The organism is Hydrogenophaga sp. (assembly GCF_014773545.1).
In the GTDB taxonomy this organism is placed as follows: Bacteria; Pseudomonadota; Gammaproteobacteria; order Burkholderiales; family Burkholderiaceae_C; genus Hydrogenophaga.
In genome coordinates, this window is the sequence record NZ_SDDV01000004.1 from 100,699 (window position 1) to 117,616 (window position 16,918).

At 65.2% G+C, this 16,918-nt stretch carries 13 protein-coding genes and 1 rRNA gene; 5 read left to right on the forward strand and 9 right to left on the reverse strand.

The window, feature by feature from the left end; genetic code table 11:
- Positions 1 to 64: 64 nt before the first annotated feature.
- A 5S ribosomal RNA gene (gene rrf / locus EST26_RS04320) occupies positions 65 to 177 on the forward strand.
- Positions 178 to 319: 142 nt separating this feature from the next.
- Here the strand turns inward: rrf and EST26_RS04325 are convergent.
- The 9 genes from EST26_RS04325 to ugpB form a co-directional block, all read right to left on the reverse strand.
- The gene (locus EST26_RS04325; RefSeq protein ID WP_291065652.1) at positions 320 to 1,528 is read right to left on the reverse strand and encodes an ABC transporter permease; all 1,209 of its coding nucleotides are present in this window, start codon (positions 1,526 to 1,528) and stop codon (positions 320 to 322) included.
- Positions 1,528 to 2,232 carry an ABC transporter ATP-binding protein gene (locus EST26_RS04330; protein WP_291065653.1) on the reverse strand — a complete coding sequence of 235 codons (705 nt, stop codon included), beginning with the start codon at positions 2,230 to 2,232 and terminating at the stop codon, positions 1,528 to 1,530. Before EST26_RS04330 ends, EST26_RS04325 begins: the two co-directional genes overlap by 1 nt.
- A 113-nt stretch (positions 2,233 to 2,345) precedes the next feature.
- Positions 2,346 to 3,653 (reverse strand): efflux RND transporter periplasmic adaptor subunit, encoded by a 1,308-nt coding sequence (locus tag EST26_RS04335; RefSeq protein WP_291065654.1) that lies wholly within the window; start codon positions 3,651 to 3,653, stop codon positions 2,346 to 2,348.
- A 34-nt stretch (positions 3,654 to 3,687) separates the two neighbouring features.
- Positions 3,688 to 5,160: an efflux transporter outer membrane subunit gene (locus EST26_RS04340; RefSeq protein ID WP_291065655.1), complete on the reverse strand. Its 1,473-nt coding sequence runs from the start codon at positions 5,158 to 5,160 to the stop codon at positions 3,688 to 3,690.
- 703 nt (positions 5,161 to 5,863) lie between these two features.
- Positions 5,864 to 6,610: a glycerophosphodiester phosphodiesterase gene (gene ugpQ / locus EST26_RS04345; RefSeq protein ID WP_291065656.1), complete on the reverse strand. Its 747-nt coding sequence runs from the start codon at positions 6,608 to 6,610 to the stop codon at positions 5,864 to 5,866.
- Positions 6,607 to 7,623: a sn-glycerol-3-phosphate ABC transporter ATP-binding protein UgpC gene (ugpC, locus tag EST26_RS04350; protein ID WP_291065657.1), complete on the reverse strand. Its 1,017-nt coding sequence runs from the start codon at positions 7,621 to 7,623 to the stop codon at positions 6,607 to 6,609. Before ugpC ends, ugpQ begins: the two co-directional genes overlap by 4 nt.
- Before the next feature lie 14 nt (positions 7,624 to 7,637).
- The gene (ugpE, locus tag EST26_RS04355; protein ID WP_291065658.1) at positions 7,638 to 8,492 is read right to left on the reverse strand and encodes a sn-glycerol-3-phosphate ABC transporter permease UgpE; all 855 of its coding nucleotides are present in this window, start codon (positions 8,490 to 8,492) and stop codon (positions 7,638 to 7,640) included.
- A 23-nt stretch (positions 8,493 to 8,515) separates the two neighbouring features.
- On the reverse strand, positions 8,516 to 9,400 hold the full coding sequence (ugpA, locus tag EST26_RS04360; RefSeq protein ID WP_291065659.1) for a sn-glycerol-3-phosphate ABC transporter permease UgpA: 885 nt from the start codon (positions 9,398 to 9,400) through the stop codon (positions 8,516 to 8,518).
- 122 nt (positions 9,401 to 9,522) lie between these two features.
- Complete coding sequence (ugpB, locus tag EST26_RS04365; RefSeq protein ID WP_291065660.1) at positions 9,523 to 10,884, reverse strand: sn-glycerol-3-phosphate ABC transporter substrate-binding protein UgpB; 1,362 nt, start codon at positions 10,882 to 10,884, stop codon at positions 9,523 to 9,525.
- A 207-nt stretch (positions 10,885 to 11,091) separates the two neighbouring features.
- Between ugpB and EST26_RS04370 the strand changes: the two genes are divergently transcribed.
- From EST26_RS04370 to EST26_RS04385, 4 genes are read left to right on the forward strand one after another with little or no spacing between them, the layout of a single operon-like run.
- The gene (locus tag EST26_RS04370; protein WP_291065661.1) at positions 11,092 to 14,985 is read left to right on the forward strand and encodes an FAD/FMN-binding oxidoreductase; all 3,894 of its coding nucleotides are present in this window, start codon (positions 11,092 to 11,094) and stop codon (positions 14,983 to 14,985) included.
- A 27-nt stretch (positions 14,986 to 15,012) separates the two neighbouring features.
- On the forward strand, positions 15,013 to 15,426 hold the full coding sequence (locus EST26_RS04375) for a DUF971 domain-containing protein (protein WP_291065662.1): 414 nt from the start codon (positions 15,013 to 15,015) through the stop codon (positions 15,424 to 15,426).
- Between the two features lie 18 nt (positions 15,427 to 15,444).
- The gene (gene ubiE / locus EST26_RS04380) at positions 15,445 to 16,176 is read left to right on the forward strand and encodes a bifunctional demethylmenaquinone methyltransferase/2-methoxy-6-polyprenyl-1,4-benzoquinol methylase UbiE (protein WP_291065663.1); all 732 of its coding nucleotides are present in this window, start codon (positions 15,445 to 15,447) and stop codon (positions 16,174 to 16,176) included.
- Between the two features lie 46 nt (positions 16,177 to 16,222).
- A complete protein-coding gene (locus tag EST26_RS04385) occupies positions 16,223 to 16,822 on the forward strand; it encodes a Tim44-like domain-containing protein (protein ID WP_291065664.1) in 600 nt (199 codons plus the stop codon).
- Positions 16,823 to 16,918: the final 96 nt, after the last annotated feature.

A 16,918-nucleotide genomic window follows, 5' to 3' on the forward strand; every position in this document is an offset into this window, starting at 1 on the left:
GCTGATTCCAAACTCTATGAATTCGTCCGCTTGCGCATTGCGCGCAGCCGGAATACAAGTTATGCCTGACGACCATAGCAAGGTGGTACCACTCCTTCCCATCCCGAACAGGACAGTGAAACGCCTTTGCGCCGATGATAGTGCGGGTTCCCGTGTGAAAGTAGGTCATCGTCAGGCTCTTACCAGCCCCCCAAACCCCCTCGCGCCTGCCGGTGCCTGGGGGTTTGGGCTTTGTGGGTCTGCAGTTGTTCGGCAAACAAGCGCAGCTTGCATGTGCCGCAACGCATCACTGCATGCAGTCGCTCTTGTCAGTGACGACTCATTCGTAGCGCAAGGCTTCGATCGGATCGAGTTGAGCGGCGCGGCGCGCCGGAAAATAGCCAAACAGCACGCCAATGGCAGCGGCAAATAGAAACGCCAGCAGATTGACAGCCAGGTTGAAGCTGTAGGGCACATCCATGACGGCAGCCAGTCCGAGCGACGCGAGCGTTGCCAGCGCGATGCCGATCAGACCACCGAGTGCGGCCAATACCACCGCCTCGATCAGAAACTGCAACAAGACTTCGGATTCGCGCGCGCCTATTGCCAGGCGCAGCCCGATTTCGCGCGTACGCTCGGTCACGCTGACCAGCATGATGTTCATGATTCCAATGCCGCCCACCAGCAGGCTAACGGCTGCAACCGCACCGAGCAGGGCGGTCAGCACGCGCGTGGTGCCGGATAGGGTTTGCGCCAGTTGCCGGGTGTCCAGGATGTTGAAGTTGTTCTCTTCTCCATCGGCCAGGCGCCGGCGTTCGCGCAGCAGCTGCGTCACGCTGGCCTGCACGCGGGCGGCATCGCTGCCGTCGGCCAGCGAGATGTGCAGCGTGTTGACACGCGTGTTGCCGGTGATACGGCGCTGCACGGTCTCGATCGGCAGCAGCACCAGGTCGTCCTGATCGTTGCCAAACGCCCCCTGCCCCTTGGAATCGAGCACGCCGATCACCTCGCAGGAAAGCTGGCGCACGCGCAAGGGTTCGCCCAGGGCGGGTTGTTGTTGGAAAAGCTCGCGCCGCACCGTTTCTCCGATCAGGCAGACCGGCGCGCCGGCGCGCTGTTCTTGCTCGGTAAACGCACGTCCCTGCGCCAGCGCCCAGTTGCCGGTCAGCAGCCAGTCGTTGCTGCTACCAATGATGCTGCTGCTCCAGTTGCGGCCCAGTGCGACTGCGGTGGCGCCGGTGCGAGCCTCAGGTGCCACGGCGACGATGCCTCCCACTTGAGTGGCGATGGCCTCGGCATCGGCCATGTGGAACGCAGGCGCTCCACCCGCCCCGCCGCCGGGCCCCAGGCGCTGGCCGGGGCGCGCCTGCAGCAAATTGGTGCCCAGACTCGTAATCTGGTCTTGCACCGCCTGCGTTGCGCCCTGGCCGAGCGTGACCATGGTGATGACGGCGCAAACGCCAATGACAATGCCCAGCATGGTCAGGCATGAGCGCAGCAAGTTGCGACGAATCGATCGCAGCGCCTGCAAAAACGTGTTGAGCCACATCAGTTCAACTCCATCCGTGGTGATGCGGCACCCGATGCCACAGTCACACGCCTGGGGTTGACCTCGTCACTGGCTACTCTTCCATCGACAAACCGCACGATGCGCCGGGCGTAGGCGGCCATGTCGGCTTCGTGGGTCACCATCAACACGGTAATGCCGTGTTCGCTGTTCATGTGACAAAGCAAGGCCATGATTTCGTGGCTGCGCTGGCTATCGAGGTTGCCGGTCGGTTCGTCGGCCAGCAGCACCGCTGGCCCGGTGACGATGGCGCGGGCAATCGCCACCCGCTGCTGTTGTCCTCCCGAGAGTTCTGACGGCGTGTGGTGCTCCCAGCCGTGCAGGCCCACCGCCTGGAGGGCATGCGCTGCCAAGGCGCGCCGCCTGGCGCTGGACTCGCCGCGGTACAGCAGCGGCAGCTCAACATTTTCTTGCGCCGAGGTGCGCGCCAGCAGGTTAAAGCCTTGAAACACAAAGCCAAAATAGCGCCTACGCAAGCGCGCGCGCTGGTCGCGCGTCAGGGTCTCGACGCCCACGCCTTGAAACAGGTAACGTCCCGCCGTGGGCGTGTCTAGCCCACCAAGAATGTTCATCGCGCTCGACTTGCCCGATCCGCTGGGCCCCATGATGGCTACGAAATCGCCGGATTCGATGTCCAGATCGACACCCTTGAGCGCTGCAAATGCGCTGTGACCACTGCCATACACCTTACAAATGCCGCGCAGGCGAATCAGCGCAGACGTGGCAGCCGTTTCGCCAGGAGTCGCATCCGAATGCTCAGCGGCACGTAAAGCGGATGCGACAGATGGGTCGGTTGGGTTCACGGCGCAGCACCGATGCGTTGGTCGGTGATGACGGCCAGTCCCGGCGCCAGTGCGTCGCCGCTGACTTCGGTCAGACGGCCGTCGCTGATGCCGGTTTTCACCACCTGCGGCACCGGCACGCCGTCCTGTAGCAGCCAAATTTGACGGGTGGACCTGGCGCCCACCGGCTCGGTGCCGACCGTCTTGGGTGCGCCCACACGGGGCGGGCTCAGCAGCAGCCGCCCGATAAAGCCGTTGCCGCCTTCAGAAGGAGGGCTGCTGGGGGCGAAACGCAGCGCGGTGTTGGGCACCAACAGCACATCGCTGCGCTCGGTGGCAGTGATGCGGGCCACCGCGCTCATACCCGGACGCAGACGCTGATCCCGGTTGTCGACCGACAAGGTGGCGGTGTAAGACACCACGTTGTCGGTGCGCGAGGCGCCGAACGCCACCCGGGTGACGCGGGCTGGAAAGCGCCGCCCGGGGTGCGCGCTGACGGTGAAACTGGCGTCCTGGCCGGCTTTAACCGCCGCCACGTCGGCCTCATCGATGTTGACGTCCAGGCGCAACTGAGACAGGTCTTGCGCAATCGTCAGCAGGGTGACGGCCTGCAACGATGCAGCCACCGCATTGCCGGGGTCAACCGAGCGTGCCAGCACCACGCCGTCGATCGGCGAACGAATCGACGCCCGGGACAATTGGGACTGGTCGGATTGCAGTGCTGCTTGCGCCGCATTCACGTTGGCGAGTGCGCTGGCGCGCGCCGCGCGCGCGCGCGCGTACGCTGCGCGCGCAGCGTCGAGCTCAGCCGCCGAAGGAAGCTGTCCCTGGGACAGGCGCGCCACTTCATCCAGCCGCGCCAACTGGGCCTGCGCCTCCGTTTCGCTGGCCTGCGCCTGGGTCAGTTGGGCCTGCGCGACTTGCAGCGCCGCTTGTGCCCGCAACACCTGATCGGCCAACCGTGAAGGATCGAGTTCGACCAAGACCTGACCGGCCTGTACCCGGTCGTTGACGTCGACATGAACGCGCGCTACTGTGCCGGAGAGTTCACTGCCGATTTGGACGGTGCGCGTCGGCTGCAGCGTACCGTTGGCGCTCACCGTCAGCGTCAGGTCGCCACGGCGCAGCGGTTCGGTAACGTAGCTCAGCGCCGCCTCGCTGCGAGCTTGCGACTGCCAAAACCACAGCCCAACAGCGGCGACGATCAGGCACGCCAGCGTGAACCCAAGCGCAGGTCGACGCCACCAGGGTGGTGTGGGGTCGCTGCCAAGCAGAGCTTGCAGCTCGGCGCTTTCCGGGGCGAGAGTCGGACTGGAATTTTTCACGGTCTCAAAGAATGTTTTCCGGTGTCAAAAAGAGTCAAGAACTCGAGCGCTGGGCGGCCTTTGCCGGGGGGTGTGCGGTGACGCTGGGGCGCCAGCCACCGCCCAGCGCCAGGTAAAGGTGCACATGGTCGGCGCTCAAGCGGGCTTGCGTGGCCGTCAGACTGTCTTGCGCTGCATGGCGGCCGCGCTGGGCGTCAAGCAGGTCCGACACATCGATCAGGCCGGCTTGCAAGCGCAGCGCGCTCAGGTGTTCGGCCTGCCGGGCTGCCGCCAGGGCGGCCTGCTCGTGCTGCAAGCGTTCGGTGTTGCCGCGCAAAGAAACCAGCGCGTCTTGCACCTCTTGCAGCGCGCTCAGCACGCTGGCGCGCAGATGCGCGCGCGCTTGCTCCCATGCCGCCTGCTGGGCGTCTGCCTGGGCCTGGGCTGCGCCGGCATCGAACAGCGGCAGCGAAATGCCCGCCAACAGCGCGCTGGCCAAGGCAGAGCCGCCGCTCAAAGCACCCAGGCCCAGCGCCGACAGCCCCAGCGAGCCGCTGAGCGAAAAACTGGGTTGGCGCGCCGCCTGCGCTTGCGCCAGCCGCGCCCAAGCCGCGCTGACCCGGTACTCGGCGGCGCGCACATCGGCGCGCTGGCGCAGGGTGTCAGCCGCAAACGCCTGTGCCAAATCGGGCTGCGGCAGCGGAATCGAAGCCGGATCACGCAGCGAGCCCGGCAGCGAGCCTGGCAACTGGCCGCTCAGCACCGCCAGGCGGTGCAAGGCCTGCTCGATGCCGATGTGCAAGGGGGGTACCTGGGCGGAACTCTGTGCGCTGGCTTGCAGCGCGCGCTCGATGTCCTGCGCTGTGCCCAGACCCGCCTGGGCACGCCAGCGGGCGATTTGCAGCGCCTCAGACTGCACCTGCAACTGGCTCTGGGCGTGGCCCAGGCGTGCTTGCAAGCCGCGCAGGTCGATGTAGGTCAGCGCCAGCTCGGCCGCCAGCTTGACCTGTACGTCGGCCAGGCTGGCAGCGGCAGCGGCGGCGTCGGCCAGACTGGCGCGCGCCGCGCTGCCCAGACCACCGGCCAGATCCGGGTTCCAGCGCGCATCCAAAGCCGTCTGGAAACGCTGGCTGGTGGCGGCGTCACCGGTCTGGCTGCGCTGGGCCGAAGCCGCCAGCGTCAGATGAGGCCAGCGCTGAGCGTGCTGCTGCACGGCCAGCGCGTCGGCCTGTTGCAGTGCCGCCTGCGCACGCTGCACGTCGGGGCTGGCTTGCAGTGCCTGCGCCACCAAAGCGCTGAGGGTCGGGTCGTTAAAGTGTTGCCACCAGTTGGCCAAGGGGCTGGCTGGCGTTGAAGACGGCAGCGGTGCCGCTTGTTCTCGTGTTGCGGGGGAGCCGGCTTGCCGGCTGGCGCAGCCAGACAATGCCAGCATGGCCAGCGCCAGCAGCGCGGCCGACCAGGGCCGAATCGGTCGGCTGCCGCTTGCGCAGCGCCGGCTGCGCGTCGTGGGATGGGAAGAGTCTTGCATGTGGCCGCGATTGTGAGCATTTCGAGCCCGGCAGGTGCAGCTTTGTTCCAAAGCTGGAGGCCAGCGTCGGACTTTTCGGGTTGGCCAAGACGCCCAGGGTGTACGGCAGCTCGCCCACTTCAGCGGCCTTTATGTCGCGCGTCGATGGCGCTTTGACCAGCTGGCCCGACATGACCAGCAGCGGCCCGCCGGAATTGCCCGCTTACACGGAGGCAGTGAACCGCTTGACATCATCTCCAGCCGCAAGACCGGAGATTCCTACCGAGCTGCGCATGAGAAGCCTCCTGCATAGGGTTTGGTCAGTGGATTGAGCCCATATGCGTTGCTGGTGGATGTGGCCACGCAGGTGCTGGCTGACGATGCACATGTCACTCGAATGAATCCGCCCTGTCATACGCCAGCACATAGAACAAGAGCACACAGCGCAAGGGCCGCCGTAGTGGACGGCTGCGGTGTCCGCGCTATTAACCTAGAAACCGCAGTTGGACCTGCCGGAGTGGGCCGATGCGGGCGCGTCTGGGTAGGCGCGACAACGCGGCAGGCTACTGCCTGCAAGGCGGAGCAACGCCCCCAGGCGCGGCTGCGGCGGCTCAATCCGGCAGGTAGCGCTGTCACCCAGAAGGTGCGTCTGCGCGTGGGTACAAAAGTGAGTGTCCATGCGGCATTCCAAGCGGAAATCAGCGGTCAACTGCGGTTTTTAGGTTCAATCCGGGGCGAAACGATCGATCCGGTCGGTGATGATGCCGTCCAGCCCCAGCGCCAGCAAGCGCTCGGCGGTGCTGGCGTCGTTGACGGTGTAGCTCAGGCTGCGCAGTCCGGCCGCGCGCACTTGTGCCTGCAGGGCAGCGTCCCACAGCCGGTGCTGGCACACCACGGCGGTGCAGCCGAGTTGCTGCGCGGCGGGCAGCCAGCCGGCCCACAACTCCTGCAGCAACAGGCCACGCGGCAACTGCGGGGCCGTCTGCTGCGCAGCAAGCAGGGCCTCGGTTGAAAAAGAGGTCAGCAGCGGCGGCGTGCCGGCCTGCGCCCACATCTGGGCGGCTTCCCGTGCCACCGCCCGACCGGTTTGCGCTTCCAACCCGGGTGTGGGTTTGATCTCGATGTTCAACCGGCAGGCGTTGGCCAGGCAAAAACGCGCCAGCGCCGCCAGCGTGGCCAGCGGCTCGCCGGCAAACAAGCGCGAATGCCAAGCACCCGCGTCGAGCTGGCTCAACTCGGCCCAAGTCAGCGCGCCGCCCAGACCGGTGCCGTTGCTGCTGCGTTCGAGCGTGTCGTCGTGCAGCAAAAAGACCACGCCGTCGGCGCTGAGCTTGGCGTCGCACTCGAACATGCGGTAGCCGTGTTGTGCGCCCAGGCGAAAAGCGGCCAAGGTGTTCTCTGGCGCCAGCAGGCCGGCGCCGCGGTGCGCCAGCCAACGCGGGTAAGGCCAGTCGGGCCGAACCGGATTCACTGCCGCGCCCCGCTGCTGGCGTCGAACCAGTGCAACCGGTCTGCGCGCGGGCGGGCGTAAACGGTGCTGCCCAGCGCTGGCGCACCCTGGTCTTCGTGGCTGCGAATGATGAGCTGCTCGGCTCCCAGGCGCGCGTGGATCAGCCGCTCGGCACCCAGCAATTCGACCGTTTCAACCTGCAGTGCCCAGCCGCTGGGGCTGCTGCTGGTGTCGATGTCGATGTGCTCGGGCCGCACGCCCAGCACGCGGTCGGTGCGGCAGCCGGGTGCGTGTTGCAACAGGTTCATGGGCGGCGAACCGATGAAGCTGGCGACAAAGGTGCTGGCGGGGCGGGAATAGACCTCCTCAGGGGTGCCAAATTGCTCCATGCGGCCGGCGTTCATGACCATCATGCGCTGCGCCAGTGTCATGGCTTCGACCTGATCGTGGGTGACGAACAGCGAGGTGATGCCCAGTTCGGCGTGCAGCTTCTTGATTTCCAGCCGGGTCTGCGCGCGCAGCTTGGCGTCCAGATTCGAGAGCGGCTCGTCGAACAAAAACACCTGCGGCTGGCGCACAATGGCGCGCCCCATCGCCACCCGCTGGCGCTGCCCGCCCGAGAGCTGGCGCGGCTTGCGCTGCAACAGCTCGCTGAGTTCGAGCGTAGCGGCGGCCTTCTCCACCCGCGCCTTGATCTCTGCCGCCGGCAATTTGCGAATGCGCAAGCCGTAGGCCATGTTGTCGAACACGTTGAAGTGCGGGTAGAGCGCGTAGTTCTGAAACACCATGGCAATGTCGCGCTCGGACGGTTCGATCTGGTTGACCACCCGCCCCCCAATGGAAATGTGGCCGCCGGAAATCTGCTCCAGCCCGGCCACCATGCGCAGCAGCGTGCTCTTGCCGCAGCCGCTGGGGCCAACGATGACGACGAACTCGCCCGGTTCGACTTCGGCACTGACGCCGTGGATCACCGGCACCGCCTGGGCGCCGCTGCCGAACTTTTTGGATACCTGACGAAATGAGATCGCGGCCATCGGTGTCGTGCTTTCTATTTTTCCGAGTCCACCAGGCCCTTGACGAACCAGCGCCGCATCAGCACCACCACCAGCGCCGGCGGCAACACCGCCAGCAAGGTGGTGGCCATGACTTTGGGCCAGTCGGTCGCGGCGTCGCCGGTGCCTATCATCTTGGTGATCCCGACCACGATGGTATCGAGCCGGTTGTCGGTCGTGATCAGCAGGGGCCAGAGGTACTGGTTCCAGCCGTAGATGAACAAAATGACCGCCAGCGCGGCGATGTTGGTGGCCGACAAGGGCAGCACCACGTCTTTGAAAAAGCGCATCGGCCCGGCGCCGTCGATGCGCGCAGCCTCCACCAGCTCGTCCGGAATGGTCATGAAAAACTGCCGAAACAGCAGCGTGCCGGTGGCCGATGCGATCAAGGGAATGGTCAGACCCGCCATGCTGTTGATCATGCCCAGATCGGTCACCACCGCGTAGGTGGGAATGATGCGCACCTCGATCGGCAGCATCAGGGTGAGGAAAATCAGCCAGAACGCCAACATGCGGCCGGGAAAACGAAAAAACACCACCGCGTAGGCCGACAAGATGGAGAGCACGATTTTGCCGCCGGTGATGATGAGCGCCATCAACAGGCTGTTCCACAGCATCAGCCAGACCGGCGGCGACAAGAAATTGCCGCTCATGCCCGCCAGCAACACCGCGCTGTAGTTCTCCAGCCCGTGCGTCCCAGGCAGCAGCGGCATGGGGGCCTGCGCCACGTCCATAGGCGTCAGGGTGGAAGCGACAAAGGCGATGTAGAGCGGAAAAGCCGTCAGCGCCAGACCCAGCCACAACACCAGGTGGGGCAGCACTTGTTGACGCGCGGACGCAGCGGTTTGCATGGGTGGGCCAAATGAAAAGAGTGTCAACCGTAGTGCACGCGCCGCTCGATGTATTTGAACTGCAACACCGTGAGCAAAATCACGATCGTCATCAGCACCACCGACTGCGCCGCCGAGCCCCCCAGGTCCAGGTTGCGCACACCGTCTTGGTAGACCTTGTAGACCAGGGTTTCGGTCGCCGCGGCCGGCCCGCCCTGGGTGACGGCGTCAATCACGCCAAAGGTCTCGAAGAAGGCATAGACCAGATTGACCACCAGCAAAAAGAACGTGGTGGGCGAGAGCAGCGGGAAGATGATGGTCCAGAAGCGCCGCATGGCGCGCGCACCGTCAATGGCGGCCGCCTCCAGCAAGGACTTCGGAATCGCCTGCAACCCGGCCAGAAAAAACAAAAAGTTGTAGGCCACTTGCTTCCAGGCCGAAGCCAGAATCACCAGCCACATGGCGTCGCTGCCGTCCAGTGTCGGGTTCCAGTCCACCCCGGCGGCTTCCAGCCACCAGGCCAGCACACCGATCGAGGGGTTGAACATGAACAGCCACAGCACGCCTGCCACCGCCGGCGCAATCGCGTAGGGAATCAGCATCGCCGTGGTGTAGGCGCTGGCGCCGCGCAGCACGCGGTCGACCATCACCGCCAGCCACAGCGCCGGCAGCATGGCCAACAGGGTGACCGCAGCAGAAAAATAAAACGTGCGCCAGACCGATTCGAGATAGGCCGGGTCCTGGAACAAGACGACGAAATTCTCCAACCCGACAAAGCTGACCTGGTGGCCAAACGGGTCTTGCATCAGCAGCGACATGTACAAGGCCTGCGCACCGGGCCAGAAAAAAAACACCAGCGTCACCACCAGTTGCGGCGCCAACAACAAATACGGCAGCCCCTGGTGCGGAAAGATGACGCGGCGTTGCATGGAGCGGGCTCGGCTTGGGCTGGAATCAGAAATCAGAAGCACCCGGCACGGCGCGCCAGTCGGCGTGCTGCCCGGGTGCAAAGGGCGGCTGCGGTCAAGCCGCCTGGCGGCTTGACCGCAAATCAGTTGGCTGTGCGGGCTGTGCGCTCAAAGGCGCGCAGCAAGGCGTTGCCCCGGCGCTCGAAGTTGCGCATCGCGTCGCGCGCGCTTTGGCGGCCCTGCAACACGCGCTCGACTTCTTCGTGGTAGACGTCGCGAATTTCAGTCCAGCGGCCAAAACGGTAGCCGTTGGTGTGAGCCCCTTGGCGGGCTTGAATCAGCGACAGAATCGGCACATCGCGCCCCGGGTTCTGGGTGAAGAAGCCCTCGTCTTGCATGGCCTTGAAGGCGCTGTTGGTGGCTGGCAGGAAGCCGGTGGTCTTGGCCCACTCGGTCATGACCCGATCCGAGCGCAGGAAGTTGAGGAATTGCGCCACGCCGCGAAATTCACGCTCGCTGCGATTGGGCGCGTTGAACACCCACAGCGAGGCGCCGCCGATGGTGGTGGCATAAGGCGCACCCCGAACCTCGGGCCAGTGCGGCAATTGCCCGACACCGAAATTGAATTTGGCGCCCTGCGTGATGGCGCCGAGCCCGCCCGAGCTCTGCGTCATCATGGCGCATTCGCCCGAGATGAACTTGGCGGCGGCGTCGTTGCTGCGCCCGCCGTAGACAAAGCGCTTGTCTTTTTGCATGTCCGCCAGGGTCTGCACCATCTTGATGTGCAGCGGGCTGTTGGCGATCTGCAGGGCTGCGTCCAGGCCGGCGCGGCCGTTGTCGCGGGTGCCGAACGCCAGATTGTGGCGCGAGCTGAACTGCTCCAGCATCACCCAGGCCAACCAGGTGGTGGTGAAACCGCAATCGGCCGCGTTGCTGGAGCGAATTTTCTGCGCCGCGGCAACCAGCTCGGGCCAGGTGCGCGGCGGCTGTTCGGGGTTCAGGCCGGCGCGTGCAAACGCGTCTTTGTTGTAGAACAGCACGGTGGTCGAGACGTTGAACGGCATCGACAGCAGGTCGCCGTTGGGCAAACCGTAGTAGCCACGCGCCGGCGCAATGAAGTCAGCCGGGTTGAACTGCAGGCCAGCGCGGCGAAACACCTCCGACACCGGAACAATCGCCTCTCTGGCGGCCATCATGTCGCCCGAACCGGCGTCGAACATCTGCATGATGTGCGGCGGATTGCCGGCCCGGTAAGCCGCCACGGCAGCGGCGCGCTGCTCCGGGTACTGACCCTTGAACGACACCACCACGCGGTATTCGTTTTGCGTGCGGTTGAAGTCTTCGCCAAAGCGGCTCAGCAACTGGCCGTTGACGCCTGTCAGGCCCATCCAGAACTGAATTTCGGTCGGCGCCGGCGCGGGCGCCGGGGCTTGCGCCTGCGCCGTGCCCGCCAAGGCAGTGCTCAGGGCCAGCGCCTGTGCCAGGCGGGTCAGGTATCGTTTCATGAAAACTCCAGGATTGGTTGAACCATCTCGGTTGAAAACAGCTAACTGACGATTGTCCGAGCCTGCTGCGTCAGGAATATTTCACAAAGATGCAAGTCAGATGACAGCAAACGTTTGCCTGCTCGGGTTTCCCCATGGCAAACAAGTCTATGTGGCGCTGCGCTAACATCGACCGTTCAGCATTTTTTGCTGTTCGCTGCCACGCCCATGAATGCCCCCCTTCCGCTGCTGCCGCTCGGCTGCGCCACCGCCGACGCGCCGCGTCTGCGCGAAATCCCCTACAACTACACGTCTTTCTCGGATCGCGAAGTCGTGCTGCGGCTGCTCGGCCAGCGCGCCTGGGCTTTGCTCGACGAACTGCGCACCGAGCGCCGCACCGGCCGTTCGGCGCGCATGCTGTACGAGGTGCTGGGCGACATCTGGGTGGTGCAGCGCAACCCGTATCTGCAGGACGATTTGCTGGACAACCCCAAGCGCCGAAGCGCGCTGGTGGACGCCTTGCACCACCGCCTGGGCGAGGTGCAAAAGCGCCGCACGCCGCAGGACGATGCCGCGCGCGACGCGCTGGTGGCCGAGCTGCTCACCGCCGCTCGCGGTGCGGTGGATCGTTTTGCCCGTTCGTTCGAAGAGATGGCCGCGCTGCGCCAGCGCGCCACCAAGGCGCTGCGCCGCCTCACCGCCAAAGACAACATCAAATTCGACGGTCTGTCGCGCGTGTCGCACGTGACCGACGCGACCGACTGGCGCGTGGAATACCCGTTCGTGGTGCTCACCCCCGACACCGAGGCCGAGATGGCCGAGCTGGTGCGCGGTTGTTTCGAGCTCGGCCTGACCATCATCCCGCGCGGCGGCGGCACCGGCTACACCGGCGGCGCCATCCCGCTGACCTGCAAGAGCGCGGTGATCAACACCGAAAAGCTCGAAGCCATGACCGAGCTGGAGTTCGTGGCGGTGCCGGGCCACACCGAGCCGCTGCCCACGATCTGGACCGAGGCCGGCGTGGTGACGCAGCGCGTGGCCGATGCGGCCGAGCGCGCCGGCCATGTGTTCGCGGTGGACCCGACCTCGGCCGAGGCCTCGTGCGTGGGCGGCAACATCGCCATGAATGCCGGCGGCAAAAAAGCCGTGCTCTGGGGCACGGCGCTGGACAACCTGGTGAGCTGGCGCATGGTGACGCCGCAGGCGCAGTGGCTGGAAGTCACGCGGCTGGACCACAACCGCGGCAAGATCCACGACGCCGAGGTCGCCAGCTTCGAGCTCAAGTACTTCGAGGCGAATGGCAAGACGCACGTTCGCACCGAACAGTTGGTGATCCCCGGTTCGACTTTCCGCAAGGAAGGCCTGGGCAAGGACGTGACCGACAAGTTCCTGGCCGGTCTGCCGGGCATCCAGAAAGAAGGCTGCGACGGCCTGATCACCAGCGCGCGCTGGCTGGTGCACCGCATGCCGCAGCACGTGCGCACCGTGTGCCTGGAGTTCTTTGGCAACCCCAAGGACTGTGTGCCGTCCATCGTGGACATCAAGGACTTCATGTTCGCCGAGATGAAGCGCCCAGGTGGCGCCATCCTGGCGGGTCTGGAGCACCTGGACGACCGTTATTTGAAGGCCGTGGGCTACGCCACCAAGAGCAAGCGCGGCACGCTGCCCAAGATGGTGCTGGTGGGTGACATCGTGGGTGACGACGCCGACGCCGTGGCGCGCGCCACCAGCGAGGTGATCCGCCTGGCCAACGGCCGCAGCGGCGAAGGTTTCGTGGCCATCAGCGCCGAAGCACGCAAAAAGTTCTGGCTCGACCGCAAGCGCACCGCGGCCATCAGCAAACACACCAACGCCTTCAAGGTGAACGAAGACGTGGTGATTCCGCTGCCGCGCATGGGCGAGTACACCGAGGGCATCGAGCGCATCAACATCGAGCTCTCGCTGCGCAACAAGCTCAAGCTGTGTGAAGCGCTGGAATCCTTCTTCGCCCAAGGGCAGCTGCCGCTGGGCAAAACCGACGACGCCAACGACATCCCCAGCGCCGAGCTGCTGGAAGACCGCGTGCAACAGGCGCTGGCGCTGGTGCGCGAAGTGCGCGCGCTGTGGGCTGGCTGGTTGAGCGGTGTGGACGTGTTGTTTCCCCAGCTGCAAGACCATTCGCTTCGCGCGAGCTGGAAGACGCAGCTGCGTGCACCGCTGCAAGGCATCTTCAACGGTGCGGCGTTCGGCCCGATCCTGAGCGAAATCACGGCCATTCACCAGCGCGTGCTCAAAGGCCGCGTGTGGGTGGCGCTGCACATGCACGCCGGTGATGGCAACGTGCACACCAACATCCCGGTCAACAGCGACGATTACGAGATGTTGCAGACCGCCCACCAGGCGGTGGCCCGCATCATGCTGCTGGCGCGCAGCCTGGACGGCGTGATCTCCGGCGAGCACGGCATCGGCATCACCAAGCTGGAGTTTCTGACCGACGACGAGCTGCGCCCGTTCGCCGAGTACAAGGCCCGGGTGGACCCGCAAGGCCGCTTCAACAAGGGCAAGCTGCTGCGCGAGCTCTCGGGCGTGCAAGGCCTGGCCGCCGACACCAGCCTGCGCAGCGCGGATCTGTCCAACGCCTACACGCCCAGCTTCGGCCTGATGGGCCACGAGTCGCTGATCATGCAGCAGAGCGACATTGGCGCCATTGCCGATTCGGTGAAAGACTGCCTGCGCTGCGGCAAGTGCAAACCGGTGTGTTCGACCCATGTGCCGCGCGCCAATCTGCTGTACAGCCCGCGCGACAAGATACTGGCCACCTCGCTGCTGGTCGAGGCTTTTCTGTACGAAGAGCAGACGCGCCGCGGCATCAGCATCAGGCACTGGGAAGAATTCGAGGACGTGGCCGACCACTGCACGGTCTGCCACAAGTGCCTCTCGCCGTGCCCGGTGAAGATCGACTTCGGCGACGTGAGCATGAACATGCGCAACCTGCTGCGCAAGATGGGCCAGAAGAGCTTTCGCCCCGGCAACGCTGCGGCCATGTTCTTCCTGAACGCCACCCACCCGCAGACCATCAAGTTGATGCGCTCGGCCATGGTCGGCGTGGGTTTCAAGGCCCAGCGGCTGGCCAACCAGGTGCTGAATCTCGCTGCGCGCAAGCAGACCAGCGCACCACCGGCCACCTTGGGCCCGGCGCCGATCAAGGAGCAGGTGATCCACTTCATCAACAAGAAGATGCCGGGCGGCCTGCCCAAGAAGACCGCGCGCGCCTTGCTCGACATCGAGGACAAGGACTACGTGCCCATCATCCGCAACCCGGTGGGCACCACGGCCGAGACCGAGGCGGTGTTCTACTTTCCCGGTTGCGGCTCGGAGCGCCTGTTCAGCCAGGTCGGGCTGGCCACGCAGGCCATGCTGTGGCACGCGGGGGTGCAGACCGTGCTGCCGCCGGGTTATCTGTGCTGCGGTTACCCGCAGCGCGGCAGTGGTCAGTTCGACAAGGCGGAGAAGATCATCACCGACAACCGGGTGCTGTTCCACCGCGTGGCCAACACGCTGAACTACCTGGACATCAAGACCGTGGTGGTGAGCTGCGGCACCTGCTACGACCAGTTGCAGGGCTACGAATTCGATCAAATTTTCCCCGGCTGCCGCATCATCGACATCCACGAATACCTGCTGGAAAAAGGCATCACCTTGCCAGGCGGCCCGGGCGGCTACTTGTATCACGACCCCTGCCACTCGCCCATGAAACTGCAAGAGCCGATGAAGACGGTGAAGGCGCTGCTGGGCGACAACGTGGTGGAGAGCAAGCGCTGCTGCGGCGAGAGCGGCACGCTGGGCGTGACCCGGCCCGACATCTCGACCCAGGTGCGTTTTCGCAAGGAAGAAGAGATCAAGAAGGGTGAGGCCCAACTGCGCGCCGCCGGTACCGTGGGCGCGAAGGACAACATCAAAGTGCTGACCTCGTGCCCGAGCTGCCTGCAGGGCCTGACGCGCTATGGCGACGACCTGAACAACGGCTTGCTCGAAGCCGACTACATCGTGGTCGAGATGGCCAACCAGATTCTGGGCAAGGACTGGCTGCCCGAGTACGTGGCCCGTGCCAACCAGGGCGGCATCGAACGGGTATTGGTCTGATCACAAGCAACGCAACAGGAGACAGTCATGGCCGGACTCGACAAAAACACCCCGACACCGCAAGCAATCACGCTGCACCAGCAGTCGCGCGTGCTGCAGATTGCTTATTCCGACGGCAGCGAATTTCAGCTTCCGTTTGAGCTGCTGCGGGTCTACTCGCCGTCGGCCGAAGTGCAAGGCCATGGCCCTGGGCAGCAGGTGCTGCAAACCGGCAAGCGCGAGGTCGGCATCGTGGCGCTGGAGCCGGTGGGCAACTACGCGCTGCAACCGACCTTTTCCGACGGCCACAGCAGCGGCATTTTTTCCTGGGACTATCTGCACTTTCTGGGCTCGCAGCAAAGCCAGTTGTGGGCCGATTACAACAGTCGGCTGCAGGCAGCGGGCGCAGACCGCGACGCCGCCATGCCTTCGAAGTCGGGCCACGCCTGCGCTGGCCATTGAGGCTTTACCATCGGGCTCATGGGCAGCACACACTTCGGTTTCAAAACGGTTGACGAGCGCGAGAAGGCGCAGCGCGTGCGCGGCGTGTTCGACGCAGTCGCACCACGCTACGACCTGATGAACGACCTCATGTCGGCCGGTCTGCACCGGCTCTGGAAGCGCTACACGCTGAGCGTGGCGAATCCGCAGGCTGGCGCACACGTGCTCGACCTCGCCGGCGGCACCGGTGACTTGGCGCTTGCTTTCGCCAAAAAAATCGGCCCCGGCGGCTGCGTGGTGCATACCGACGTCAACGAAACCATGTTGCGCACCGGCCGCGACCGGCTGCTCGAACACGGCGTGCTGCTGCCCACGCTGGCGTGCGACGCCGAGCAGTTGCCGTTTGCCAGCGATTCCTTTGATTTCGTATCGGTCGCCTTCGGCCTGCGCAACATGACGCACAAAGAGCGCGCGCTGGCCGAGATGCAGCGCGTTCTCAAACCGGGCGGCAAGCTGCTGGTGCTGGAGTTTTCCCGCGTCGTCCCGCCATTGGAAAAAGCCTACGACTGGTATTCGTTCCAGGTGCTGCCCCGGCTGGGCAAGCTGATCGTCAACGACGCCGACAGCTACCGCTACCTGGCCGAGTCAATCCGCATGCACCCGGATCAAGAAAGCTTGCGCCAGATGATGAAGGCGGCCGGTTTTGGCCATGTGGACGTGCACAACCTCAGCGCCGGCGTGGTGGCGCTGCACCTGGGTATCAAATGCTGAGCACGCAACATGCCTTCGGGGGCCGACCGCGATGCTGAAGAGCCGCTTGTGGCGCTTGCTGATCGCTGGCGTGGCGCGCCGGCGCAGCGGTGCCCGCCCCGCGCGGGGCGCCGCGCGCGGGGCGGGCCAGTCTGAGCTCGACCCCGCCACACCGCGCGGCTACAGCCCGGAAAACGTCGGCAACGACGCTTCGGCCCGACCCTGGGAAGCGCAGGCCGACATGCTGGGCACCCCGGCCACCGAGCGACCCGCGTGGACCCTGCCACCCGAGTTTGATGCCGCCCCTTTTCTGGCCGCTTGCAAAACCCATTTCGTCGCGCTGCAACACGCCTGGGACCGCGCCGACACAGCCTGCCTGCGCGCTCTGCTGACCGAGGCCATGTTCGAGCAGATTCAGACCCGTCTGACCGATCGCGCGACTGCCCGCACTGGGGCCAGGGGTCCGACCGACGTTGTGTTGCTCGATGCACAGTTGCTCGGTGTCGAAAACCTGGGTGGCCACTACCTGGCCAGCGTGGAGTTTTCTGGTTTGCTGCGCGAAGACGCAGCGATCGGCCCGAATCCGTTTCGCGAAATCTGGAGCATCAGCCGCCCGCACAGCCCCAGCGCCATCTGGCTGGTCGCAGACGTGCAAGCGCTGGACTGAGCCGCCCGGCGCGCGCGCGCCGGCGGCGCGGCAACTCCTGTGTGGTGTTTGCGGCAACGCAGGACAGGTTTTGCCCAAGTTGGACCGCAGACGGTG